This window comes from Methylobacterium sp. 092160098-2, assembly GCF_028920805.1.
GTDB lineage: Bacteria > Pseudomonadota > Alphaproteobacteria > Rhizobiales > Beijerinckiaceae > Methylobacterium > Methylobacterium fujisawaense.
The window spans coordinates 22,444-45,887 of sequence record NZ_JAQPZJ010000003.1 but is presented as its reverse complement, the minus strand read 5'-3'; the positions used below and the strand labels follow the sequence as shown (position 1 = coordinate 45,887).

Sequence of the window (23,444 nt, the reverse complement as noted above, 5' to 3'; positions counted from 1 at the left end):
GCTCAATCCGTGGAGTCGAGCAGGCTGCGCATGAGGATCGCCTTGAGGCCGAAGCTGCCCGCCGTCGCGACGCTCTCTCCGGCCGCGACGCCGCGTGTCACCTCGACCCAGTCCGCCCGCTGGATCCCGAGGGTCAGGACGCGCCGTTCGAAGCGGTCGGGGGCGACGCGCACGAAGGCGATCGGGCCCGCCTCGGTCTGCTGGATCGCGGCGGCCGGGACGGTGACGCCCGACCGGCCGAGATCGGCGGCCACCGTGACCGACACGAACATGTTGGCGCGCAGCAGATCCTCGGGATTGTCGAGTTCGAGCCGCGCGGGCGCGGTGTTGGTCGCCGGATCGAGGGCGGCGTTGACGGAGCGCACCCGGCCCTCGAAGGGCGGCTGGCCGGGGATCGGGCTGTCCACCGTGGCCGCGTCCCCGGCCTTCACCCGGGTGATGTCGGGACCGTAGAGATTGGCCAGCACGACGACGCGGGCCGGATCGGCCACCGTGAACGCGTCGCGGGCGGTGTCGACGACCTCGCCGAGGGTCACGCCGACCTGCGTCACGACCCCGGCGATCGGGGTGACGACCGCGCTGGTGCCGGGCGCGGCGCCCTCCGCGGGGGCGAGGCGCTGATACTGCGCCCGGTACATGTCGGCATTGGCCTGGGCGGACTGGACCGCCGCGCGCGCCTTGGCGAGATCGACCTGCCGCCGCTCGACCTCGGCCTGGGCGACGCCGCCGAACTTGAGCTGCTCCTGGCCGCGCTTGAGCTGTATCTCCGCGGCCCGCTCGGAGGCCTGCGCCTCGCCCAGGGTCGCCTGGGCGGCCTGGAGGCCGTTGCGCGCGTCCAGGATCCCGGCGGCGTCGAGGGTCGCCAGGGTCTGGCCGGCCGCGACACGGTCGCCGGGCTGGACCGCGAGGCTCAGGACCCGCCCCTGCGTGCGCGGCTTCAGATGCGTCACGCGCCGCTCGTCGAAGGCGACGGTGCCGGGGGCGCGCACCGGCAGGACGATCCGGCGCGTCTCGGCCGTCCCGAAGGCGAGGCCAGACCGCTTCTGGCCGGCCGCGTCGAGGGTGACGAAGTCCGATTGTGCCGGCGCGTCCTCCGTCTTCGCGGCGGACGAGGCCGTCATCGAGGCGTCGTCCCCGGTTTGGGCAGGCCCCAAGCCGAGCCGGTCGCGCAGCGCGTCGCGCGAGATCCAGCCGGCGCCCAGGAGCGCGGCGAGGATCAGGACGAGCCAGGCCAGGCGTGCGCCGCCGCGCCGGGCCTTCCCGGGCCGGGCCTCCGGAGCGCCTGCAGCGGTCGGCCCCACATCCGGATGCGGCGCCTGCGCGTCGGTCTCGGCCTCCCGCGCGGCGTCGGAGGCGTCCATGGTCAGCGCCATCCGGTCCACCGCAGGCCTCCCCATCGCCCGGCGCCGAGCGCCGCAGCCGACTCGACCGGCCGCCTCACGCGTCGAGGCCCGGCTTGAGCACGTCCTCGGTCACGAAGCGCCCGGTCTCGACCTCACGGACCACGACCTCGTAGCCCGCACTGCGCAGATCCTTGAGGTGATCGAGGGTGACGTAGGCCCGGGTCTCGACATCGTACAGGCGGCTCGCCGCGTAGCGGTTGATCAGGCGCCGCGGGCGCCGCTTCCTAGGCATGCACCGACGTCCACGGATCGGGCGCGAAGCGGCGGGACGGGCAGGGAAGGCGAGACCAAGTCCGCATCGAGGGAATCCGGAAGCGCACCGTCCGGCGGCCAGGGGCGGGCGGGTACGGGCTAGAGTCATTCCAATAAAGAGGGCCAACGCGATGCGGTGCCATTAAATTCGGGTTCATGCGGACGGTCGCGGGGCGATTTGCGCCGCGAAGTCCGGCACAAGGGTCCGGGACCGGGAAACAGCCGCGCCTGCGCCGGGGCGTGGAACCGGGGCGGGGGCCGCGCGTGGCGAAGCTGCTGCTGATCGAGGATGATGCGGAGACGGCCGGGGACGTGCTCGACGACCTGCGCGGGCGCGGCCACGAGGTCGTCTGGACCGCGACCGGTCCGGACGGAGCCCGGGCGGCCCGGGACGGCGGCTGGGGCGCGATCATCCTCGACCGGATGCTCCCCGGCCGGGACGGCCTGAGCGTCCTCCAGGATCTGCGCCGCGACGGGGATCGGACGCCGGCGCTGGTCCTGAGCGCCCTGGGCGACGTCGACGAGCGGATCCGGGGCCTGCGCGCCGGCGGGGACGACTACCTCGCCAAGCCCTTCGCGCTGGCCGAACTCGCCGCACGCATCGAGGCGCTGCTGCGGCGGCCGGTCGACAGCCGCGAGACCGTCCTGCACGTGGGCAACCTCGCGATCGACCTGATCGCCGGCACGGGCCGGCGCGGCGCCCGCGACCTGGAGTTGCTGCCGCGCGAACTCAAGCTCCTGGCGTATCTCATGCGCCGCCCCGGCCAGATCGTGACCCGGGCGATGCTGTTCGAGGAGGTCTGGAACTACCGGTTCACGCCCAAGTCCAACCTGATCGACGTCCATGTCGGGCGCCTGCGCCGGAAGCTGGAGGCGGGGGGAGAGCCGCCCTTGATCCACAGCGTGCGCGGCACCGGCTTCACGCTGACGCCCGATGGTTGATCGGCTCCGCTCGGCGGACCTGTTCCGCTCCACCGCGATCCGCTGGGCGCTCGGCATCGCCCTGTGGTCGCTCCTGCTCGCCCTGGCGATGTTCGCCTTCGTCTACTGGCAGACGGCCGACTACCTGCGGGAGGAACTCGCCGAAACGCTCCGGCTGGAGGTCCGGTCGGCCGCGGCCGACCCCGGCGTCGCGGCGACCCGGGTCGATACGTGGATCGCGATGGATGTCCACGCCACGCATTACGGCGGCCTGTTCGCGCCGGACGGGACGCGCCGGGCCGGCAATCTCGGGGCGTTGCCGGCCCGTCTGGCGCGCGACGGCGACGCGTACCGGGTGAGCGCGACGGTCGATCTCGCCGGTCGCAGCCTCCAGGACGAGATCTGGGCGGCCGCGCTGGCGCTCGCCGACGGCAGCACCGTGGTGATCGCCCACGACACCGACGAGATCGACCGCGTGAAGGCCACGATCCTGCGCGCCCTCGGCCTCGGGCTGGTGCCGACGCTGGCGCTCTCGGCCCTGGGCGGCCTGTTGCTCACGAGCCGCGCGCGCCGCCGCCTGGCCGCCACCGAGGCCGCCGTGGCCGAGGTGATGCGCGGCGACCTGGGCAAGCGCCTGCCGGTCGGCCCGGGCGACGACGAGTTCGACCGGCTGACCCGGACCGTGAACCGGATGCTCGACGAGATCGAGCACCTCATGGGCGAGGTCCGCAGCGTCGGCGACGCCGTCGCCCACGACCTGCGCACGCCGCTCACCCGCCTGCGCGCCCGGCTCGAGCGCACCCGGTCCCAGGCCCGGACCGTCGCGGAGTTCCACGAGGCGATCGACCAGGGGCTCGTGTGGATCGACCAGACGCTCGCCATGGTCACCGCCGTCCTGCGGATCGGCGAGATGGAGGACGGGCGGCGGCGCGGCGCGTTCACGCGGGTCGATCTCGGCGAGGTGGCGGCCGTGGCGGTCGAGTTCCACGCGCCGCTCGCCGAGGAGAAGGACATCGACCTCGCGCTCGCGGCGCCGGACGGGCCGCACCCCGTCCACGGCGACCGCGACCTGTGCTTCGAGGCCCTCTCGAATCTCCTCGACAACGCCCTGAAATTCACGCCGCCCGGCGGCCGCGTCGCGGTGGGATTGCAGCGGACCGAGGCCGCGATCGTCGTGACCGTCGCCGATACCGGCCCGGGGCTGCCACCGGGGGAACGCAGTCAGGTGTTCCACCGCTTCTATCGCGCGGAGGCGGCGCGCCAGACGCCCGGCCACGGCCTGGGCCTGAGCCTCGTGGCGGCGATCGCCGACCTGCACGGCGCCCCCGTGGCGATCCGCGACGCGGCGGGCGGCGGCTGCCATGTCGAGCTGCGCTTCCCGCACGCCGAGGCGGAGGCCGGCCCTCGGACGGCCCGGTCAGCGCCGTCCATCACAAGTGGACCGTCATCCCCATAATTCGCCCGTGATGGCTCGGCCGCTCGGGTGCGAAAGCCGCGGTTAAGGCGCGCCATGTCAGTACCCGGCAACGAAACGACGCCTGTGTGGGGCCGATGAACGTGTTGCGGCGCGCCGGTTCCTGGCTCAGATCGGCCCGCACCTGGATCGCGCTCGGCGTCCTGGCCCCGTTGGGCATGGTGGTGACGTCCGGCCTGATGCTGGCCGATCTGCGCCGGGACGCCTGGGACAGCGCGGACCAGACCAGCCGGAACCTCCTCCAGGTTCTCGAGCGCGACATCGTGCGCAACATCGAGATGTACGATCTCTCGATCCGCGCGGCCGTCGACAACCTGAAGGTGCCGGGCCTGACCGAGGCCGATCCGCGGCTGCGCCAGCTCATCCTGTTCGACCGCGCCGCGACCGCCCGCGACATGGGCGTGATGCTGATCCTGAACGAGGAGGGCGATGTCGTCGCGGACATCGCGGCCGTCCCGCCCCGCAAGGGCAACTACGCGGATCGCGAGTACTTCCAGGTTCACCAGGCGAGCGCCGGGCTCGGCCTCCATGTCGGGCGCCCGATCGTGTCGCGGCTCGACGGCGAGCGGATGCTGCCGTTCAGCCGCCGCATCGACAGGCCCGACGGCAGCTTCGGCGGCGTGGTTCTGGGCACCGTGAAGCTGTCCTACTTCACGCACCTGTTCAGCGAGATCGACCTCGGGCCGGGCGGGGCCATCAACCTGTACCTGACCGACGGCACCCGCATCATGCGCTATCCCTACGTGGAGGCCGATCTCGGGGCGAACATCGCGCAGGCGCCGACCTTCAGGCGGTTCCTGCGGGAGGGGCGGGGCAGTTTCGTCAGCACCTCCGTGCGCGACGGCGTCGAGCGGAGCTACAAATTCACGCGGATCGGGACCCTGCCGCTGATCCTGAACGTCGCCCTGTCCACGAAGGACGTGGAGGCGGACTGGGCCGCGAAGGCGACGATCATCGGCGGCATCGTGCTGGCGCTGTGCGGCCTCACGATCGCGCTGTCGCTCCTGTTCGGGCGGGAGCTACGCCGCCGCGAGGCGATGCGGGCCGAGATGGCCGCTTTGTCGCGCACCGACGCCCTGACCGGCCTGCCGAACCGCCGCTGCTTCGAGGACATGTACCAGCGGGCTCTGGACGCGGCGCGGCGCGACGGCCATCCCCTGTCGCTGCTCATCGTGGATGCGGACCATTTCAAGCGCTTCAACGACCAATACGGGCACCCGGTGGGCGATGCGGTCCTGCAGGGCCTGGCGCGCAGTCTGTCGGCGAGCGTGCACCGCCCGCAGGATCTCGCCAGCCGCATCGGCGGCGAGGAGTTCGCCGTGCTCCTGCCCGAAACCGACGAGGCGGGCGCCCGGCGCGTCGCCGACACGATCCATGCCGAGGTGGCGAAGCTCCCCGTCCCGTCGGCCGGGCTCGGGGCAGGCGTCGTGACGGTGAGCATCGGGCTCGCCGCCGCACGGCCGAGCGGCGACCGGAGCGCGCCCCTGCCGGACCTGTACCGCTTGGCGGACGGCGCCCTCTACGAGGCCAAGACCGGCGGCCGCAATCAGACGCGCAGCGCGGCGCCGTCACCCGCGCCGCTCCAAAGGGGCGCGCTGCAGCTGGTGAAGACGTCCTGACGGGGCCCGGCTGCGATCGGTCTTCCGATTTCTTGACGGAATCGACACGAAAACCGTGATCTTCTCGCGCCGATGGCTGACGGACCGGCCCGTGCCGCCCGTCGTCATCGCGCGCCGATGGACGGGTAGGCAGCGGGACCCGTGCGTCGGATCAGCGATGCTCGTGTGGATTTCGCGTGGAATCCGGCCCCGCAAGCCAAGGGTAACGAGGATGGACGACAGACGTGTGGCGCCCCGCAGACGGACGCTTCTCGAGGGGCACATCGAACTCGCCGGTGGCGGTGCGATCGACTGCACGATCCGCAACATCTCGGACGGCGGCGCCCGCCTGCGCGTCGTCAGCGTGATCGGCGTTCCCGACGCCTTCGTGCTGTCCTACGGGATCAACGGTCAGCGTCGGCCGGTTCGCGTCACGTGGCGTCAGGAAACCGAACTCGGGATCGCGTTCGACGACGCCTGACGGCCCGCGCCGGACGAGGCTTCCACGCCCACCCGTGTTGAGGGGCGGATCGGAGGGGCGTGGAAGGCCTGCGTCCGGCTGGTGGCCCACCGATGCGCCGACAGGGTTAACGTTTCCTTACCGGGCGGCGGGGCCCGCGCGCCGGGCGTGGAGCGTCTCGGCGATCACCACGCCGGTCCGCAGCACGTGGCGATGGGCGATGGCCCCGGCCTCGGCGGCGTCCCGCCCGGCGAGGGCCTCGAACAGATCCCGGTGCTCCCGGGCGGATTCCGCCCAGCGGCTGCCGCTGGAGAGCGCGCGCAGGCGCGCCCACTGAGCCCGGGCCTGGAGCGGCGCGTGGGCCTCCGCCAGCGGACGGTTGTGGGCGGCCGTGACGATCGTCCGGTGGATCTCCTGGTTGAGGGCGAAATAGGCGTCGAGCACCTGGTCCCGGTGCATGCGGTCGAGCTGAGCCTGCTTGCCGCGCAGGTCGTCCATCAGGGCCTCGGAAATCCGCGGCGCGGCGAGTTCCGCGGTGAGCCGCTCGATGCCGGCCAAGGCCTCGAACAGTTCGAGGATCTCTTCCGGCGTCCAGTCCGGGACGCGCGCGCTGCGATTCGGGTGCAGGTCGACCAGCCCCTCCGCCGCCAGGAGCTTGAGGGCTTCCCGCAGCGGGGTCCGGGAGACCCCGAGCGCGACGGAGAGGTCCGTCTCCACGAGGGTCGCGCCCGCCGGCAACACGCCGCGGACGATCATGTCCTTGAGCCGGGCCGCCGCCTGCTCGTGCAGGCCGATCCTGTGCACCTGCGCGGCGGGGACGATCAGGGCCTTGCGGGGCCGGCCCCGGCCTCGTGCGACGACGTCCATCGATCCTCCCGCTCCACCGCGCCAGCCTAGCGCGTGCGGCCGCCCGATCGATGATCCATTTTTCGGCCACTTGCGCTGCCATATCATGCATTTGCGCAAATTGCATGCAGCATGCAGAAAATACCTTGTCGCTCGTCCCGGCCTGTCGGATGCTCCGCGTGTCGGGGAAGGATGCGATGGAACGACCGAACCGCACGACGCGCCTGGGCATGCTGACGCCCTCGTCGAACAGCGTCCTCGAGCCGGCCACCGCCCATCTGCTGGCCGGCTGCGCGGGTGTGAGCGCCCATTTCGCCCGCTTCCGCGTGACGGAGATCGGCCTGTCGGCGGCGGCGCTGGACCAGTTCGACCCCGAGCCGATCCTGAGTGCGGCCGACCTGCTCGCCGACGCCCGGGTCGCCGCGATCCTGTGGAACGGCACCTCCGGCGCGTGGCTCGGCTTCGACGCGGACGAGCGCCTCGGCGCGGCGATCACCGACCGGACCGGACGCCCGGCCTCCACCGCCGCGCTCGCCTTCCGCGACCTGTTCCGCGCCCGGGGCTTCCGGCGGATCGGCCTCGTCACGCCCTATACCGGCGACGTCCAGCGCCGGATCCAGGCCAACTGGGGTGCGGCCGGATTCGACTGCGGCGCCGAGCGCCATCTCGGCCTGTCGGAGAATTTCGCCTTTGCCGAGGCCGGTCCCGAGGCCATCGCCGGCATGGTTCGGGCGGTGGCGGCCGAGGGCGTCGACGCGGTGGCGATCGTCTGCACGAATCTCGCGGGCGCCGTCCTCGCTCCGGATCTGGAGGCCGAACTCGGCGTGCCGGTGATCGATTCGGTGGCCGTCACCCTGTGGAAGGGCCTGGACCTCGCCGGCTGCCCGACCGCGCATCTCGCCGCCCATGGCCGCGCCTTCGCGGCGGACGGGGAGGGCCGTCCGTGAGCGCCGGAGCCGGAACCACCCTGATCCTCGACGGGATCACCCAGCGCTACGGGACGGCGCTCGCCGTCGACACCGTGACCCTCGACATCAAGGGCGGCGAGCTCGTGGCGCTGCTCGGGCCCTCGGGCTGCGGCAAGACCACCCTGCTGCGGGCGGTGGCGGGCTTCCTGAAGCCGACGGAGGGGCGCGTCATCATCGGCGGCCAGGCGGTCGACCACCTGCCGCCGAACCGCCGAACCGTCGGCATCGTGTTCCAGAACTACGCCCTGTTTCCCCACATGAGCGTCGCCGACAACGTCGCCTACGGCCTCGCGGCCCGGGGGGTCGGGCGGGCCGAGCAGAAGGCGCGGGTGGCCGAGATGCTGGCGCTGGTGCGGCTGGAGCACCTCGCCGGGCGCTACCCGCGGGAGATGTCGGGCGGCCAGCAGCAGCGGGTGGCGCTGGCCCGGGCGCTCGCCGTGCGCCCCTCGATCCTGCTCCTCGACGAGCCCTTCGCGGCCCTCGACAAGAACCTGCGCCTCGACATGCAGATCGAGATCAAGCGCATCCAGCGCAGCGCCGGCACCACCACGCTGATCGTCACGCACGACCAGGAGGAGGCCCTGTCGATGGCCGACCGGGTCGCCGTGCTCAATGCCGGCCGCCTGGAGCAGTTCGCACCGCCCACCGACGTCTACGACCGCCCCGAGACGCTGTTCGTCAACACCTTCGTGGGCACGGCCAACGTCCTGCACGGCCGGCTCGCGACCGGGCCGGGGGGCACCCGCGTGGTGGCTCTGGAGACCGGCGGCCTTCTCCCCACCGTCACGGCCCTGCCGGACGGGACGCGGGTGGCCGCCTGCCTGCGGCCCGAGCACGTCGCCTTCGCGACCGGAGGGGAGGGGCTCGACGGCGTGGTCGAGATCGGCCTGCCGCTCGGCGCCACCCTGGTCCACGAGATCCGCCTCGACGGCGGCGCCCGCCTGAAGACCGCCGAGGCCCGGGCCGCGGGCGCCCGGCCCCGGCCGCCCGGCACCCGCGTGCGCCTGTCGCCGACCGCGCCCGAGCGGGTCAGCGTCTTCCCCGATTCCCGCCACTGAAGCCGAGCCGCCCGAGTCCGAGCCAGGAGAGCCGACCATGACCCTGCACCGCCGCAGCCTCCTCGCCGGCGCCCTGACCCTCGGCGCCGCGCAGGCCTTCCCGGGCCTGTCCCGCGCGCAGGCGCGCAAGCTCGTCTTCGCCACCTTCACGGGCAGCTGGGAGGAGGCGCACCGGGCCGTGCTGGTGCCGGCCTTCCGCAAGAGCTCGGGAGGCGACGTCATCCTCGATCCGATGCTCTCGGTCGACCAGATCGCCAAGGTCCAGGCCGCCCGCGCCAACCCGCCGATCGACGTGATGCTGCACGATCCGGGCCCCGCCCTCACGGCCATCGCCCAGGACCTCGTCGAGCCCTATCCGGTGGCCCAGTCGGCCCATTACGGCGACCTGATCGCCGACGCGCAGGAGCCGATGGGCCCGGCGCCGTTCTTCCAGATCGTCGGCCTGACCTACAACCCCGAGAAGGTGAAGACGCCGCCGACCTCCTGGGCCGACCTGTGGAAGCCCGAGTACAAGGGCCGGGTCGGCATCACCAACCTGAACTCGACGCTCGGCACCGGCTTCCTCGTGGAGATCGCCCGGATGCACGGCGGCTCGGAGACCGATGTCGAGCCGGGCTTCAAGGCGCTGGAGGCGCTCAAGCCGAACCTCGCCGCCGTGGCGGCCAACCCGGGCGCCCTGGCGGCCCTCTACCAGCAGGAGCAGGTCGACATCGGGCCGGGCAATTTCAACGCGATCCAGATCCTGAAGGCCCGGGGCGTGCCGGTGGAGTTCGCGATTCCGAAGGAGGGCATCATCGCCTTCAAGACGACGATCCACATCGTCAAGAACACGCCGGTAAAGGAGCTGGCCTTCAAGCTGATCGAGGCCGCCCTCTCGCCGGAGGTGCAGGCCAAGCTGATGCAGAGCCCCTACCTGATCGTGCCGACCAACCGGAAGGTCGCGATCGAGGGCGCGATCGCGAAGGTGCTGGCCAAGGACGCGGACGAACTGAAGCGCAAGTCGGTCTTCCAGGACTGGGCCGCGATCAACCGCAGCCGGTCGGCCTGGATCGAGCGCTTCAACCGCGAGATCCGGGTGTGACCGCCGGCCCGGCCATGGCGACGGCGGGCCCGGTCGCGGCGCCCGGCCGCCCGGTCCGCGCCTGGACGGCGGCCTACGACATCCGCCTCGCGCTGCCCCTCGGGGCGTTCTTCCTGGTCTTCTTCCTGGCGCCGCTGGCGCTGCTGCTGCTGGTGAGCTTCTACGCCGATCCGGGCATGACCCGGTTCGGCCTCGACCAGTACGCCCGGTTCCTGCTCGACCCGTTCTCCCTGCGGGTGCTCGGCGCGACCCTGTGGCTCGGCGTCGAGGTCACGGCGCTGACCCTGCTGCTCGGCCTGCCGCTGGCGCTGCTCCTGACCTGGGCGCCCGGCCGCCTGCGCGGCCTGCTGACCCTGATCGTGCTGCTGCCGCTGCTCACGAGCGTGGTGGTGCGGACCTTCGCGTGGATCGTGATCCTCGGGCGCCAGGGCATCGTCAACGCCGCCCTCCTCGGCCTCGGCCTCACCGACACGCCGCTGAAGCTGCTCTACACCGAGGGCGGCCTCGTCCTGGCGCTGGCGCAGGTGCAGATGCCCCTGATGGTTCTGCCGCTGGTCACCGCCCTGTCGCGGATCGACCCGAACCTCGCCGACGCCTCGGCGGCTCTGGGGGCGGGGGCGTGGCGCACCTTCCTCCGGGTGACCCTGCCGCTCTGCCTGCCCGGCATCGTGGCGGGCTGCCTGCTGACCTTCGCGGCGGCGATCACGGCCTTCATCACCCAGTCGCTGATCGGCGGCGGGCAGATGCTGTTCATGCCCATGTACCTGTACCAGCAGGCCTCCTCGCTCAACAACTGGCCTTTCGCGGCGGCGATCGCGATCGTCTTCCTCGTGGCGGTGCTGGCCTGCGTGACGCTCCTCAACCTCGTGGGCCGCCTGTCGCGCGGCTACGCGCAAGCCTGAGGTCACCATGCGGACGTCCCTGCGGCGCGACTTCGACTGGTTCAGCTTCCACGGCACCGTGCTGCTGCTCGCCGGCCTCTGCCTCGTCCTGCTGGCGGCACCGACCGTGATCGTCGTGGTGGTCTCGTTCACCAACGGCTTCTCCCTGCGCTTCCCGCCGCCGGGCTATTCCCTGCGCTGGTACGCGGCGCTCGCGGAGGCCGAGCAGCTCCAGGCCGCCGCCTGGAACAGCCTGGTGGTGGCGGGCTGGGCGACCCTCCTGTCGGTGGTGCTGGGCACCGCGGCGGCGCTCGCCATCGCACGGTCGCGGCGGCTTTCCGCGCGGCTCCTCGACAGCCTGTTCCTGTCGCCGCTGGTCCTGCCGGCCCTGGCCTTCGGGCTCGCCGCCCTGATGCTGTTCAGCCTCGCCGGCATCCCGGTCTCGCCGCTGACCCTGATCCTCGGCCACACCGTGGTCTGCGTGCCCTTCGTGGTCCGCACCACGGTCGCGGCCCTGTCGCAGATGGACCCGGTGCTGCTGGAGAGTTCGACCTCGCTCGGCGCCTCGCGCCTCTACACGTTCCGCCGGGTGACCCTGCCGCTGATCCGGCCCGGGATCCTGGCCGGGGGCTTCATCGCCTTCATGGCGAGCTTCGACAACGTCCCGGTCTCGCTGTTCCTGCGCGACGCCGCCACCGACATGCTGCCGATCCGGATGTGGCAGGATCTGGAGGGGCGCCTCGACGTCACGGTAGCGGCGGCCTCCAGCCTGCTGATCCTGGTGACGGTGGTGCTGGCGGTGGTGATGGAGCGGGCCGCCGGCCTGTCCCGCCGGATGGCGGGCTGACCCGCCATGCGGATCCTGCTCCTCAACCCGAACACCTCCGCGGCGATGACCGAACGCATGGCGCGGGCGGCGCAGGCGGCGCTGGCCCCCGATGCGCGGATCACCGCGCTCACCGCCACGACGGGCCTGCCCTACATCGCCAGCCGGGCCGAGGCGCAGCTCGCCGGCGCGGCGGTGCTGGAGACGCTCGCCGCGCACCAGGCCGGCCACGATGCCGCGGTGATCGCGGCCTACGGCGATCCCGGGCTGATCGCGGCGCGGGAGCTGTTCGACCTGCCGGTGGTCGGGATGGCCGAGGCGGCGATGCTGACCGCCTGCCAGGTCGGAGCGCGCTTCGCGATCGTCACCTTCGCCCCCGCGCTGCTGCCCTGGTACGAGGATGCGGTGGCCCTGGCCGGCCTGTCGGCCCGCTGCGCCGGCCTCTACGCGGTGCGCCGGCCGTTCCAGGCGGTGACCGAGGTCCAGGACGACTTGCGGCCCGAGATCCTGGCCCTGGCTGAGCGGGCGGTCGAAGAGGGGGCCGACGCGGTGATCCTGGCCGGGGCGCCCCTCGCCGGCCTCGCCACGACCCTGCAGGACGCGGTGCCGGTGCCCCTGGTCGACCCGCTGGCGGCCGCCCTCGGCCAGGCGCAGGCGCTGGTGCGGCTCGGGACGCGGCCGCCCCGGGCCGGACGCTTCGCCCGGCCGCCCGCGAAACCGGCCACGGGCCTGAGCGGGCCGCTCGCCCGCTGGATCGCGCATCGCGAGGGAGAGCCATGATGCAGACCGATGCGACGGGCCCGCTCTGGACCCTCTCGGCCACCGCCCTGGGCCGACGCTACGCCGCCGGGACGGCGAGCCCGGTCGCGGCCGCTCGCGCCTGCCTGGACCGGGCCGAGGCCGTGAACCCGGGGCTCAACGCCCTGGTCGCCGTCGATCCCGAAGGTGCGGCGCGCGCCGCCGCGGCGAGCGCGGCCCGCTGGGCGGCGGGCCGGCCGCTCGGCCCCCTCGACGGCGTGCCGGTGACTATCAAGGACAGCCTGAACGTCGCCGGGTTCGCCACCGGCTGGGGCAGCCGGCTCTACGCGGGGCAGGGGGCGGACCGGGACGAGACGCCGGTGGCCCGCCTGCGCGCGGCCGGAGCGGTGATCCTGGGCAAGACCAACGTCCCGGAACTGACCGTCCAGGGCTATACCGGGAACCCGGTCTCCGGCGTCACCCGCAACCCCTGGGATCCGGCGCTGACCCCGGGGGGCTCCAGCGGCGGCGCCGTCGCGGCGGTGGCCGCCGGGATCGGGCCCCTGGCCCTCGGGACCGATGCGGGCGGCTCGATCCGCCGCCCCGCCTCCCATACCGGCCTCGTCGGCCTGAAACCCACCGCCGGACGGGTGCCGCGAACCGGCGGGCTGCCGCCGATCATGCTCGACCTCGAGGTGGTCGGGCCGATGGCGCGCACGGTCGACGACCTCGCGGCGCTGATGCGGATCCTCGGGGCGGCCGATCCGAACGCGGTCGCGCCGAACGGCTTCGGCCCGTTCGGGACCGCCGCAATGCCGGAGCGCCCGCTGCGGATCCTCCATGTCCCGGCCTTCGGCACCGCCCCGGTCGATCCCGAGATCGCCGACAGCGTCGCCGAGGCGGCCGGGCGCCTCGCCGGCCTCGGCCACCGGGTCGAGACCGGCCGCTTCGACGCGGCGACCGCCATCACGGAGGCGTGGCCAATCCTCGGCCAGGCCGGAATCGCCTGGCTGATGCGGGCGCATCCGGGCCGGCGCGACGACCTCGGCCCCGACATCCGCGCCCTGGCGGAGGCCGGGGCGGCCCTCTCGGCGGCCGACCTGTTCGACGTGCAGCGGATGGCGCTGGCGCTGCGTCAGGATCTCGCCGCCCTGTTCGCCGCGCATGATCTGCTGATGACGCCCACGGCGGCGGCGCTACCCTGGCGGGCGGAGGACACCCATCCGGAGCGCATCGTCGGGGTGCCGGTGGGCCCCCGCGGCTCGGCGACCTTCACGGGCTTCGTCAACGCCGCCGGCTGTCCCGGGATCTCGATCCCCTGCCGCCCCTCCCGTGCCGGGCTGCCGATCGGGTTCCAGCTCGTGGCGCCCTGGGGCCGCGACGAGGCTCTGGTGGCGATGGCGGCGGCCTACGAGGCCGCCCATCCCTGGCGGATGCTCTGGGAGGGCGGCGCCCCGTGACCGGCCTGTCGCTCCACGCCGTCGACGCCGCCACGGGCCGGCCGGCCGCGGGGATGCGCGTGCGCGTCCTGCGGGCCGGGTCCCGGCGGCGGGTGCTCGCCGAGGGGCGGCTCGGCGCGGACGGGACGCTCGATCATCCGATCGTGCGGACGCGGCTCGCCGCCGGACTCTACGAGGTCGTGTTCGCGATCGGGGACTTCGTCGGGGCGGCGGGGGAGGGGTTCCTGGAGGAGGCCGCGATTCGCTTCCGGATCGACGACCCCGACGGCCACTGCCACCTGCCGCTGAAATTCACCGCCTTCGGCGTCGCCCTGTTCCGCGGCTGCTGAGCCGGGGTGCGTCGTCCCGGCACGCGCCTGCGGCGGCGCGGCCCTGCCGGCTCCCTCTCCCTTTGAGGTGACCGAGGCCCCCGGAGCGCCTAGACTCGATTCCGATCGGAGCGGGGCGCAGGAGGAAGCCGATGCGGGTTCAGGCGATGACGATCCCGGCCGCGGCCGGGCGCGCGACGCGCGGCGCCCCTCCGGCGCGCATGATGCTGGCCGCGCTGACGGTCCTCGCACTTCCGCTGGCCTGGATCGCGGCCGGACGCTCCCCTGCGGCCGAAATCGACACCGATCTCGTGCGGGTGATCCGCTTCATGGCGCTGATCAAGGGCGGGTTTGCCCTGGCGGCGCTGGCCGGCTGCCTCTGGCGCCTCGGACGCCCCGCGGCCGCGTGGCGGAGCCTCGTCTACGTGGCCGGGCCGCCGCTCATGGCGGTCGGTGCGGCCGGCCTGTGGTCCCTGCACGATGCCGGCTCGGCGGCGCTCGCCCTGCATCTCGGTCTGTGCGCGCTCCTCGCGGCGGCGCTGACCGACCCCGATGCCCTGCCCGACGGTCCCCTGCGGCACGCCGTCAGATCGTCTCGTAGGCGAACAGAACCGAGATCAGCGTCAGGCCGATCAGCCCGATGACGAAACAGATGTCGGCGCAGCGCTCCAGGCGGATCGCGAGGTCGCTGACATCCCCCAGACGGATCGACAGGTAGGACGCGATCGCGCTGACCAGGAACAGGACCGCCGTCAGGGCGGCGGCCTCGTCGACGTGGCTCGGCCCGATCCAGCCCTCGGCGATCTTCACGAGGCCGATCAGCGTGGTGCAGACACCGACCATCGTACCGGCATTGGGGAGGATGTGGCGCGACAGGCCGTCCTCGCCGGATCCGGTGGCCTTCCGCCTTTCGGCCATGCGCTCCTCGTACAGCTCCGCGCCGGCCGATCCCCCTTAGATATCGCGCCCGTGGAGGTTCGTCATGAAGCGACCGCTCACCACCAGCTTCTCCGCGCCGCCGCCGGCGCAGGCCGCCTCCCCCGAGCCGGCGACCTCGGCGGCGACCGCAGCGGCGACCACAGCGGCATCCTGGCGCGACGTCGCCCCGTTCGCGGCGGCCCTGATCGCCACCCTGGAGGGGATCGAAACGGGGCCGAAGGCGGGGCCGGCGATGCGGGCACACCGCTCCGCCATGCGCCGCCAGGGCGCGGCGGCCGCGGCGCTCGGCGGATCCGAGGCGCTGGAGGCGGTCCTCCACCAGGTCGCGGAGGCCGACGCGGCGCGGGCCGCTCAGCGCCTCGCGCTCATCCGCGAGGCCTGGACCGGGCTGCCGGGGGCGGGGGCGTGAGGCGTTCGGTCGGCCTACCGGACCGGGCTGGCGGCAGGTCCCGGACGCAGGTCCCGGACGAAGCGCGCCGTCGGGCGGGGCGCCGCCGCTTCGCGCCCCGGATTCAGACCGTCGCGTAAAGATTTGATACAGGATCTGGGATAAATTCGGGCTCAGCCACGCCGCGTCACACCGAGATCGATCGTCAGGAATTTGTGATGAACGACCAAGACAAGCAATTCATCACCCAGCAGATTCTTGATGTGGGCCGCCAGCTCTACGCCGCCCTCGACAGCAAGATCATGGCGGCTCACGCGCAGCAGCTCGCACAGATGCAAGATGTCAGGCGCCTCGCCGTCGTTCAGCTGGCGCCGAAAAACAACTTCTGTCTCGTGACAGATCATCCGATCGCCTACGAGAGCAACGACCACACGGTTCCGCGCGGAACAAAGGATGACAATACACGCAATCAGCGGTTTTGTCATGCGATCGAAAGCCATTTCGGCCGAAAGGTCACCGCCCTGGACCTCGGCTGCGCAGGGGGCGGCCTCGTCTTCGATTTCCTCATCAGAGGCAACGCGGCATTCGGCATCGAGGGAAGCGATTACTCCCTTCGCGCGCAGCGCGCCGAATGGTCTATCATTCCAGATTATCTAAAGACATGCGATATTACCAAGCCATTTTCTCTGATAGATCAGAAGACGGGTACGAAAGCCAAATTTGACGTCATCACGATGTGGGAGGTCCTCGAGCACATCGAGGAATCGTTGCTTCCTCAGCTGTTTGCCAATGTGAAATCTCACCTGGCCGACGGCGGTCTTTTCGTGGGCTCCGCCGCGACATACGACGATGTCGCCAACGGCGTGAGCTACCATCCTACAGTCAAGCCGGAGACGTGGTGGCGCGAGCTTGTCCGGCAGCACGGGCTCGAATTCGTCCCGAAGAGCATGTTTCAGTTCAAGGATTTTTGCCGAGGTTCCGGCAATGAGAACGCATTCTACGATGCCGATTTCAGCAAGAACCCCGAACTCGGCTTCCACTTCGTGATGAAGCACGTCGCCGCTTAGGTGCGGGGCATCCGAACGCAGCCATGAGGGCGCCGCACGCTTGAGCGGACCGAGCGCGCGCCCCACATGGACGGGAGCGACAGCATGGGGGCCGGCCGTGTACGACCTCATCCACACCCTCCGCCTCTGGCTCTGGCGCCGACAGGTATGGGCCATGGCACGGGCGTGCCGGGTGCCCGCGACCGGCGACGGCGACTGGATCGCCGCCACCGTGGCGGCCTCCGCGACGAGCTCGGGCGCGCCGGTCTCGTACGTGAGCGGCGCCGGCCTGTAGCGGATCCCGCTCCACCGGGAGCGATCAGCCTTCCGGAGAGGGCTCGGCGGCGGCGGCGCCCGGCTCGGGTGCCGGGCCGGTGTCGAGGGTGCCGCTGTGGACCAGGGCGCCGGCCCAGGCGCTCGCGATGATCCGGACCTGCTCGATGGCCTCGGCGCGGGTGAAGGCACTGTCGCCTCCTCCCGGCCTGCCCTCGTCCCAGTAGACGAAGCCGGTGCGCCGGCCGCCGGCATCCTCGACGCAGGCGGCGTTCTCGAGGACGCAGATCCGGAGCGGGAGCTTGAGGCCGAGTGTGGGCATGGGGCCCATATAGGGCGCCGATCCCGCAGGAAATCGGCGCGCCCGCCGCGTGACGGTGCGCCTCAGGCAGGCCTCAGGTGGGTTTGGCCGCGTTGAGCGCCCGCGTCAGGTGCGCCACGACCTCGTCGCCCTTGGGCGGAGGCTCGGCTTCCTCGACCCGCCGGGCGACTTCCATCACGAGGTATGTCACCGATGGCGGCCACGATACGCCGTTGTCCAGGAGCATCCGGGCGGCGCTCACGAGCATCCTGAACTGGTCCGGCGGGATCGTGAGACCGGCCTCGTGCTGCGCGAGGATGTGGTCGGCGATGGCGGCCGCCAGTCCAGCAACCTCGGCCATCTTGTCGGGCGGACCCTCAGCCGTCATCTCAGATCGCGCTTCGTCTTGGAACGCTCGGTGCGGAGCATCTGTCACCTCTCCCAGGCACACACGGTTCCACAAGCAATCCTGGGCAGCAAGCCACGCGGGCGGTTCGCAACTCCGACGTGTTGGATCGTGAACCATCGACGTCATGCGGCGGATCGGGCGACCCATGCGTCTGCGCGGCTGGCCGTGCGCCCTGGCATCCCCTCATCGAGGCTCCCCGTTCGTGGCCGCTCTTCACCCGGCGGTCGGCCCCGTGCGGCCAGGGAAGCGGGCCATTGCCGCCCATGAACGGGATCCGGGGCTCGCGTCCGTGCGGAGCCGCGCGCTCGGCCCTCCGCCGTCCACCCGAATGCGATGTGACGGGCGCTCCGACGCGGCTCGACCGGTGAGCCAGCTGCGCTGGTCTGGGAGGCAACCGCGTCCTGACCGAAGCCGCGGGCCTCGAAGATCCTGTGGACGACGCCTGTCCGCTTCGCCTCGTCCAGCCATGCCGTGACGCAGGCGAGGGCAGCGGGGCGGCCCTGCGGGACAGCGACCCGCATCTGCTGGTCGACCGGCCACAAACGGAACGGCGACGGGCCGCGCGTGCGTCAGCGTGCGGGCGGCGGCGCGGACGGTCGTCGTCCCATCGATGGCCACCGTCACGCCGTCGGGTTTCCCGTCATCCGAGCGACTGACAAAGATCAGCCCGGCGGTCGGCGCCCCTATCCGGCCGACCCGGAGCGGGCCGGTCGGGGCAATGTCGAAGTAAGAGCGGACGGTCCGTCTCCGATCTAATTCGGCCCCTCGGCGGACTCGGACGACAGCCCGAAAACGGATGCGGCCGACGGCACGTCCTACCTGTGCGCCCGCCGGTAGTCACGCGGGCTCATGCCGTGGCGATCCTTGAAGCGGCGCGCGAAATGCGCCTGGCTGCTGAAGCCGCAGCCGTAAGCCAGCATGCCGATCGACAGGTGGGCGCAGGCCGGATCGGCTAGGCGCTTGGCTGCCGCCTCTAGCCGGCGTCCCCAGATGTAGTCGGAAATGTGCCGGCCGCGCTCGTGGAACAGCTCCTGCAACCGGCGCAGCGACACGCCGACCGCGGCGGCGAGCTTCGGCGGGTCGAGGGTCGTGTCACTCAAGTGCGCCTCGACGTAGGCCTTGGCGCGCTGGACGGTGGCGTTGCCGTGTATGGAGCGGGGCACCGCCTGCGCCAACCGTTCGGCGAGACTGGCCACGACCAGATCGATCCCGATCGACGCCATGCGCGCCGCACCGTCGGGGTTGAGCCGATCTCCCACCCGGATCAGTTCCTGGACGTAGGTGTTCGCGAGCATCGTAGAGGCGAGGTTGGCCTCGACCGCGAGGGCAGTGAACAGTTGAGACGGGCCCAGCACGCTCTCCAGGCGCTCCCGCGGCAGGTCGAGGATCAGGAAGGTGCCGGTCTCGATCTCGCTCACGCCCGGTCGATGATCGAGCACGACGAAATCGCCGGCCCGAGCCAGCGCCTCACGCTCGTTCTGCTGGACGGCATGGCGGCCGGATTGGCTGAAGACCGCGTAGAGGCGGTCACCCCGGCCGTTCCGCCGCACCGCCTCGGGTGTCACTTCGGTCCGGGTGGAACTCTGAACGCTTCGCGTGATCGGCAACGCTCCGATCGCGGTGACCTCGATCCGGCCGTGGAACGGCGCAGCGTCAAGATACCGGATCTCGTTCGGAACCATCTGATCGCACATCATCTCCCGCCATCGACGGAAGGCGATCCTGGGGTCGAGGCCCTCAGTCGAGAAAAGCGGTCGCATCCGCGGCCTTGGTCCACAGCTCGCCATACGAGGGCGGAGATTGGAGGGGCCGCCCGTCTATTGTATATAATCTAATGATTCAAGCATTGCGGGCCACCCGAAAACGGACCGGCGGAAACCCACCCCGAGCCGCCTTTCCGGACGCGACCCATGCCAGACGCTTAGGCGACGATCAGCGCATCCCGGAAGCGATCGTAACTCGTTCGCGCCCCACTTTCGTTCGAGGCCAGGTTGGCTGTCGCCGTCGTTTCAACTCGGCGACAGGGGATCCTGTCCAAGGAGCTTTGCACCCATATCCGCCGAACGGCGAACCACCTCGAAGCCATAGGTGGTCATCTCCCGCTCATACGCCTGAAGCGCTGCATCGCAGGACAACTCGCCTTTGTGATGCTTCACGATCCAGTTCCTCAAAAGCCCCGCATCGCGCAAGGCGACGTTCGCGCCTCGCCCCAGGCTGGGCGTCATCGTGTGGATCGCGTCGCCCAGGAGCGTGACCCTCGTCTCCGGCTGGAGATCGAAGGGAATGCAAGAGGCCATCTCGACATAGAAGAATGAACCCGCTTCGCCCGCCCGCGGCACCTTTGCAGCCCCTGACGGCCACTCTGCCAGAAGCCGGCTCGCCAGATCCTGCAGCGTGTCGCTGGAGGCCGCGCGCAGGGCGGCTTCGTCGTCCCCGAACAGCTCCTTGCGCCCCGCGATGATGCAGCCGATGTAATCATCCTGCGTCCGAAGCCTCGCCTGCGGCAGCAAGGCGCGGGCCGCTTGATCGGGCGCCATCGGATAGATCACAGGCCCCACGCCCAGGATCAACTTGCGGGTGTCGAAGGCGGCGGTGAAAATATCGGCCAGGGCGTGAGGCGGCAGAACCCGCCGCGCGTCGCTCAAGGCCAGGCGGCCATAGATGGCGCGGGCACCCGAATCCATCATCTTCGCGTCAGGCGCCCTTTGACGGCGCAACGCCGACCCCGCGCCGTCCGCACCCACCAGCATTGTGCCGCGCGCCGTCCGGCCATCGGAAAAAATCGCGGAGACCCCCGTCTCATCTGTCTCATAACCTTCGAGCCGTGCATCCCAGTGACAAACATCCTCCAGATCCTGCAACAGGATCTCGCGCAGGGTCGCACGGTTCACGTTCAGATGCTGGGCAATGCCGTCGGTCAGGTGATGCTGCGTCTTGCTGTAGTCGTCGGTCTGGAACCGGCGCTGGATTGCGAAACTCGTGTCCATGATTGTCGTGTAGGGCAGCGGGTGCATCGAGGTGGCCTCGAACAGCGCAAACAGCGGCCCAGGCAAGGCGGCTTTCAGCGCCGAGATGCCATCGGCATCCAGATGCAGGCGGTAGCCTTGCTTTCGATCCCAGGGGCCTGCATCTCGATCATAGACCGCGACCTCAATTTGCGATGCGCGCAAATGTTGCGCAAGACAAAGACCGCCGATCCCCGCACCGATGATGATGATTTTCACGTTTGTTGTCCTTGATATAGGCCTAGATCGAGCGACCAGCCGCCGGAGCGGCCTGCGAAAGGACCTGGAGCTACCAAGGTAAGCGCTGAGATGGTTTTCGAGACGATGTCTGTTAATCGATCAGACATAAGGCGCCCATCTCCACCGGCGCGCAACGCGCACGCCTACGTTCACCTTGGCGTCTGCCAGGTTTGAACGTCGTGGAGCCAGTTGGGCGATGAGAAACCGCAAGCGGCGACCGCGCTACCAATCGGTCTGCTCTCTTCTCGACATGGAAATCATATTCGGAGTCGCGCCAAAATCAACCTGCCGAGCGCGAAAATCGAAGCGCGAAGGGTGGTGATATCCTGGTTCCAAAACGTCGGCCCATAGCCGAGCAATAGGAGATCATCACGTGCATCAGACGGCCATCGACTGAGTGTCCTTCTGGATCCTCGTAAACGCGTCTGCTTCTTGCGTTTTGCGCCCGGAAGCGGATTGTCAGAAACCCACCCTGAGCCGCCGGTCCGCACCCAACCCCTGCCAGCCGTGCCGCCAGCTTTCGCCGACACCCGGAAGCAGCCATTCACCGCCCCTCCGACACCTTCGGCTGGGGGTGGACAGCGGACCGTAGATCGTCGTCCAGAAGCCGACGTTCAGCCTCCGACCGACCATCGTTGCACATGTTGCGGCCTGACTCGCGCCAGATCTGACAGAGATTCCGATCCAGATCTCAAACAGGAACTGCGATCTATCCACCACGTCTCGATCGCGAAGGTTCGGACTGCATCATGGATCGGGGCCAATCAGCGGCCGAGCGCTCCCTGACTTGCTGTTGAAGCCAGTACGCCTCCGCCATCAGGGCGCGCTCCCACGCGGGCGGATGCCGTCCGCCGCTCCCGTTTCCACGATGGTGACAGAAATTGTCACCACGGCGTCGTAGGACGCCGCCTCGGGTGAAAGGCGAGTCCATGAAACGCATTCAATATCACTCCTACGGCGGCCCCGAAGTCATGCGGCTCGAAGAGTTTGCGCTGGGAACGCCAGGGAAGGACGAAGTGGCGGTCGCCGTCCGTCGCGCCGCGCTCAACCCGATCGACTGGAAGGTCCGCAACGGCGCGATGAAGATCGTGACCGGGCGATCGTTCCCGCGTGGAATGGGTCTGGACCTGGCCGGCACCGTCACCGCGGTCGGGGCCGACGTGACCCGATTCAAGATCGGCGACGCGGTCTTCGGCATGGCGCGCTTCAAGGAGGCCGGTTCACTGGCCGAAGCTGTCATTGCCAAGGAAGCCGCGCTCGCGAAAAAGCCGGCGACCGTCTCCTTCGAGCAGGCCGCATGCCTCGGGACGGCGGGCGTCACGGCTTGGAATGGCCTCATCGACAAGGCGCAACTGAGGCCCGGTCAGAGCGTGTTCATCAATGGATGCTCGGGTGCGGTCGGAGAGGCCGGCGTGCAGATCGCACGCATGTTCGGCGCCAAGGTGTCGGGCAGCTGTGGCGCCGAAGGGATCGAGCGTGCCCGCTCGCTCGGGCTCCAAACAGTCTATGATTATCGGGTCAAGGCCGCATCCACGATTTCCGAGGTATTCGACGTGGTGTTCGATGCTGCAGGAACGCTCTCGACGTCAACCGGTATCGGCCTGCTGCGCAAGGGCGGCACCTTCACCACGGTCGAGCCTACGCCCGTACGGTTCTTGCGTGCCGTGTTCGACCGGCGGATGAAACCGATCGTCGGAAAGCCACGTGCGGACCTGCTCGACCGCCTGGCAAAGGCAGCCCATGACAGGACGCTGGTTCTGCCGATTGCCGAAACCGTGCCGCTCGCGCAAGCTATTCCGCTGATCTCGGCAATCGAGGCGGGCCGCAAGCTGCGCGGCAAAGTGGTCGTCACGATCGGGTAGCCGTGTCGCGCAGTCACCGTCTCTTCGACCTCCTCCAGCGTCTCCGCCGTCACCGAGGGGTGGTCGCGGGCGCGGTGCTCGCTCGCGAAGCCGGCGTCTCCTTGCGCACCATCCGCAGGGATATCGCGACTCTGCAAGCCATGGGGGCCGACATCGATGCGGAGGCCGGCGTCGGCTATGCTCTCCGCCCTGGTTTCTTGCTCCCGCCGCTCTCATTCACCGAAGAGGAACTGCACGCACTGGTCATCGGTGCGGAATGGGTGAGCCGTCAGACCGACGCCGCCCTGGCTGAGGCCGTTCGCAATGCTCTCGCCAAGATCGATAGCGTGCTGACTCCGACCCTGCGGCCGGCTCTCGACGACAGCAGTTTCTACGTCGCCTCCGGCCCTCCCTCGGTCGCCACGCGCTTCGATCTGGCGCAGTGCCGCCGCGCGATGCGCGAGCAGCGTAAGATGCGGGTTGTCTACCGTGAAGAAAGTGGCGGCACGTCGGAGAGGATCGTCTGGCCGATCATGCTTGGTTTCGACGGATCCGGGCGAAGCTTTGCAGCTTGGTGTGAGAGAGAGGCCGGTTATTGCATTTTCGACGCCGAACGCGTTGTCGATATGACCCTTCTCGTGGAGCACTACCCGGGAAGCCGTCGACAGCTGGTCAAAGCGTGGCGCGCCGTGGCAGAACGACTGTGCGCGCAAAGGGTCCGATAAGGC

General features: G+C 70.5%; 26 protein-coding genes. 18 read left to right on the top strand and 8 right to left on the bottom strand.

The annotated features are described in order from the left end of the window. Nucleotides 1-2: 2 nt before the first annotated feature. On the bottom strand, nucleotides 3-1,373 hold the full coding sequence (locus PQI07_RS32520; RefSeq protein ID WP_274929152.1) for an efflux RND transporter periplasmic adaptor subunit: 1,371 nt from the start codon (nucleotides 1,371-1,373) through the stop codon (nucleotides 3-5). Between the two features lie 64 nt (nucleotides 1,374-1,437). Then, the gene (locus PQI07_RS32515) at nucleotides 1,438-1,635 is read right to left on the bottom strand and encodes a polyhydroxyalkanoate synthesis regulator DNA-binding domain-containing protein (RefSeq protein ID WP_043349771.1); all 198 of its coding nucleotides are present in this window, start codon (nucleotides 1,633-1,635) and stop codon (nucleotides 1,438-1,440) included. Between the two features lie 284 nt (nucleotides 1,636-1,919). Here PQI07_RS32515 and PQI07_RS32510 point away from each other — a divergent pair, with 284 nt between their 5' ends. From PQI07_RS32510 to PQI07_RS32495, 4 genes are all read left to right on the top strand, one after another. After that, nucleotides 1,920-2,597: a response regulator transcription factor gene (locus PQI07_RS32510; protein WP_043386537.1), complete on the top strand. Its 678-nt coding sequence runs from the start codon at nucleotides 1,920-1,922 to the stop codon at nucleotides 2,595-2,597. Next, a complete protein-coding gene (locus PQI07_RS32505; RefSeq protein WP_274928957.1) occupies nucleotides 2,590-4,032 on the top strand; it encodes a HAMP domain-containing sensor histidine kinase in 1,443 nt (480 codons plus the stop codon). Before PQI07_RS32510 ends, PQI07_RS32505 begins: the two co-directional genes overlap by 8 nt. Nucleotides 4,033-4,127: 95 nt before the next feature. Next, nucleotides 4,128-5,669 (top strand): sensor domain-containing diguanylate cyclase, encoded by a 1,542-nt coding sequence (locus tag PQI07_RS32500; RefSeq protein WP_075379910.1) that lies wholly within the window; start codon nucleotides 4,128-4,130, stop codon nucleotides 5,667-5,669. 211 nt (nucleotides 5,670-5,880) lie between these two features. Further along, nucleotides 5,881-6,129, top strand: coding sequence for a PilZ domain-containing protein (locus PQI07_RS32495; RefSeq protein WP_043386543.1), 249 nt, complete (start codon nucleotides 5,881-5,883; stop codon nucleotides 6,127-6,129). A 117-nt stretch (nucleotides 6,130-6,246) separates the two neighbouring features. On the opposite strand, the gene PQI07_RS32490 is transcribed toward PQI07_RS32495, so the two are convergent. Next, nucleotides 6,247-6,975 carry a GntR family transcriptional regulator gene (locus PQI07_RS32490; RefSeq protein WP_274928956.1) on the bottom strand — a complete coding sequence of 243 codons (729 nt, stop codon included), beginning with the start codon at nucleotides 6,973-6,975 and terminating at the stop codon, nucleotides 6,247-6,249. A gap of 176 nt (nucleotides 6,976-7,151) precedes the next feature. Here PQI07_RS32490 and PQI07_RS32485 point away from each other — a divergent pair, with 176 nt between their 5' ends. From PQI07_RS32485 to PQI07_RS32445, 9 genes are all read left to right on the top strand, one after another. Next, complete coding sequence (locus tag PQI07_RS32485; RefSeq protein ID WP_043349762.1) at nucleotides 7,152-7,901, top strand: maleate cis-trans isomerase family protein; 750 nt, start codon at nucleotides 7,152-7,154, stop codon at nucleotides 7,899-7,901. Continuing rightward, nucleotides 7,898-8,980 (top strand): ABC transporter ATP-binding protein, encoded by a 1,083-nt coding sequence (locus PQI07_RS32480; protein ID WP_043349755.1) that lies wholly within the window; start codon nucleotides 7,898-7,900, stop codon nucleotides 8,978-8,980. Before PQI07_RS32485 ends, PQI07_RS32480 begins: the two co-directional genes overlap by 4 nt. A gap of 37 nt (nucleotides 8,981-9,017) precedes the next feature. Then, entirely contained in the window at nucleotides 9,018-10,061 is a 1,044-nt protein-coding gene (locus PQI07_RS32475; RefSeq protein ID WP_043349754.1) for an ABC transporter substrate-binding protein, read from the top strand. After that, the gene (locus PQI07_RS32470) at nucleotides 10,058-10,963 is read left to right on the top strand and encodes an ABC transporter permease (protein WP_043349751.1); all 906 of its coding nucleotides are present in this window, start codon (nucleotides 10,058-10,060) and stop codon (nucleotides 10,961-10,963) included. The genes PQI07_RS32475 and PQI07_RS32470 overlap by 4 nt, the downstream gene beginning before the upstream one ends. A gap of 7 nt (nucleotides 10,964-10,970) precedes the next feature. Then, entirely contained in the window at nucleotides 10,971-11,789 is an 819-nt protein-coding gene (locus PQI07_RS32465) for an ABC transporter permease (RefSeq protein ID WP_043386552.1), read from the top strand. Between the two features lie 6 nt (nucleotides 11,790-11,795). Continuing rightward, a complete protein-coding gene (locus tag PQI07_RS32460; protein WP_111474076.1) occupies nucleotides 11,796-12,548 on the top strand; it encodes an aspartate/glutamate racemase family protein in 753 nt (250 codons plus the stop codon). After that, nucleotides 12,545-13,966, top strand: a complete 1,422-nt coding sequence (locus PQI07_RS32455; protein WP_274928955.1) for an amidase — start codon at nucleotides 12,545-12,547, stop codon at nucleotides 13,964-13,966. Before PQI07_RS32460 ends, PQI07_RS32455 begins: the two co-directional genes overlap by 4 nt. Beyond that, on the top strand, nucleotides 13,963-14,295 hold the full coding sequence (locus tag PQI07_RS32450; protein WP_043354274.1) for a hydroxyisourate hydrolase: 333 nt from the start codon (nucleotides 13,963-13,965) through the stop codon (nucleotides 14,293-14,295). Before PQI07_RS32455 ends, PQI07_RS32450 begins: the two co-directional genes overlap by 4 nt. Nucleotides 14,296-14,426: 131 nt before the next feature. Continuing rightward, complete coding sequence (locus PQI07_RS32445) at nucleotides 14,427-14,918, top strand: hypothetical protein (RefSeq protein ID WP_274928954.1); 492 nt, start codon at nucleotides 14,427-14,429, stop codon at nucleotides 14,916-14,918. On the opposite strand, the gene PQI07_RS32440 is transcribed toward PQI07_RS32445, so the two are convergent. Beyond that, nucleotides 14,860-15,192: a hypothetical protein gene (locus PQI07_RS32440; protein WP_043354278.1), complete on the bottom strand. Its 333-nt coding sequence runs from the start codon at nucleotides 15,190-15,192 to the stop codon at nucleotides 14,860-14,862. The genes PQI07_RS32445 and PQI07_RS32440 overlap by 59 nt on opposite strands. 64 nt (nucleotides 15,193-15,256) lie before the next feature. Here PQI07_RS32440 and PQI07_RS32435 point away from each other — a divergent pair, with 64 nt between their 5' ends. The 3 genes from PQI07_RS32435 (at nucleotide 15,257) to PQI07_RS32425 (ending at nucleotide 16,942) form a co-directional block, all read left to right on the top strand. Beyond that, on the top strand, nucleotides 15,257-15,622 hold the full coding sequence (locus tag PQI07_RS32435) for a hypothetical protein (RefSeq protein WP_179698468.1): 366 nt from the start codon (nucleotides 15,257-15,259) through the stop codon (nucleotides 15,620-15,622). 197 nt (nucleotides 15,623-15,819) lie between these two features. After that, complete coding sequence (locus PQI07_RS32430; protein ID WP_043354281.1) at nucleotides 15,820-16,668, top strand: methyltransferase domain-containing protein; 849 nt, start codon at nucleotides 15,820-15,822, stop codon at nucleotides 16,666-16,668. A gap of 97 nt (nucleotides 16,669-16,765) precedes the next feature. Continuing rightward, on the top strand, nucleotides 16,766-16,942 hold the full coding sequence (locus tag PQI07_RS32425; protein WP_182593000.1) for a hypothetical protein: 177 nt from the start codon (nucleotides 16,766-16,768) through the stop codon (nucleotides 16,940-16,942). Between the two features lie 24 nt (nucleotides 16,943-16,966). Here the strand turns inward: PQI07_RS32425 and PQI07_RS32420 are convergent, their stop codons facing one another. From PQI07_RS32420 to PQI07_RS32405, 4 genes are all read right to left on the bottom strand, one after another. Next, nucleotides 16,967-17,251 (bottom strand): hypothetical protein, encoded by a 285-nt coding sequence (locus PQI07_RS32420; RefSeq protein ID WP_236961499.1) that lies wholly within the window; start codon nucleotides 17,249-17,251, stop codon nucleotides 16,967-16,969. A gap of 64 nt (nucleotides 17,252-17,315) precedes the next feature. After that, nucleotides 17,316-17,609: a hypothetical protein gene (locus PQI07_RS32415; protein ID WP_043354282.1), complete on the bottom strand. Its 294-nt coding sequence runs from the start codon at nucleotides 17,607-17,609 to the stop codon at nucleotides 17,316-17,318. An 836-nt stretch (nucleotides 17,610-18,445) separates the two neighbouring features. Continuing rightward, entirely contained in the window at nucleotides 18,446-19,390 is a 945-nt protein-coding gene (locus PQI07_RS32410) for a helix-turn-helix domain-containing protein (RefSeq protein WP_274928953.1), read from the bottom strand. Between the two features lie 249 nt (nucleotides 19,391-19,639). Beyond that, complete coding sequence (locus PQI07_RS32405; RefSeq protein ID WP_274928952.1) at nucleotides 19,640-20,854, bottom strand: FAD-dependent oxidoreductase; 1,215 nt, start codon at nucleotides 20,852-20,854, stop codon at nucleotides 19,640-19,642. A 950-nt stretch (nucleotides 20,855-21,804) separates the two neighbouring features. Here PQI07_RS32405 and PQI07_RS32400 point away from each other — a divergent pair. Together PQI07_RS32400 and PQI07_RS32395 are read left to right on the top strand one after the other, a co-directional pair. Further along, on the top strand, nucleotides 21,805-22,737 hold the full coding sequence (locus PQI07_RS32400; RefSeq protein WP_274928951.1) for an NAD(P)-dependent alcohol dehydrogenase: 933 nt from the start codon (nucleotides 21,805-21,807) through the stop codon (nucleotides 22,735-22,737). Nucleotides 22,738-22,739: 2 nt separating this feature from the next. Then, nucleotides 22,740-23,441 carry a helix-turn-helix transcriptional regulator gene (locus PQI07_RS32395; RefSeq protein ID WP_043756319.1) on the top strand — a complete coding sequence of 234 codons (702 nt, stop codon included), beginning with the start codon at nucleotides 22,740-22,742 and terminating at the stop codon, nucleotides 23,439-23,441. The last annotated feature ends 3 nt before the right edge of the window (nucleotides 23,442-23,444 follow it).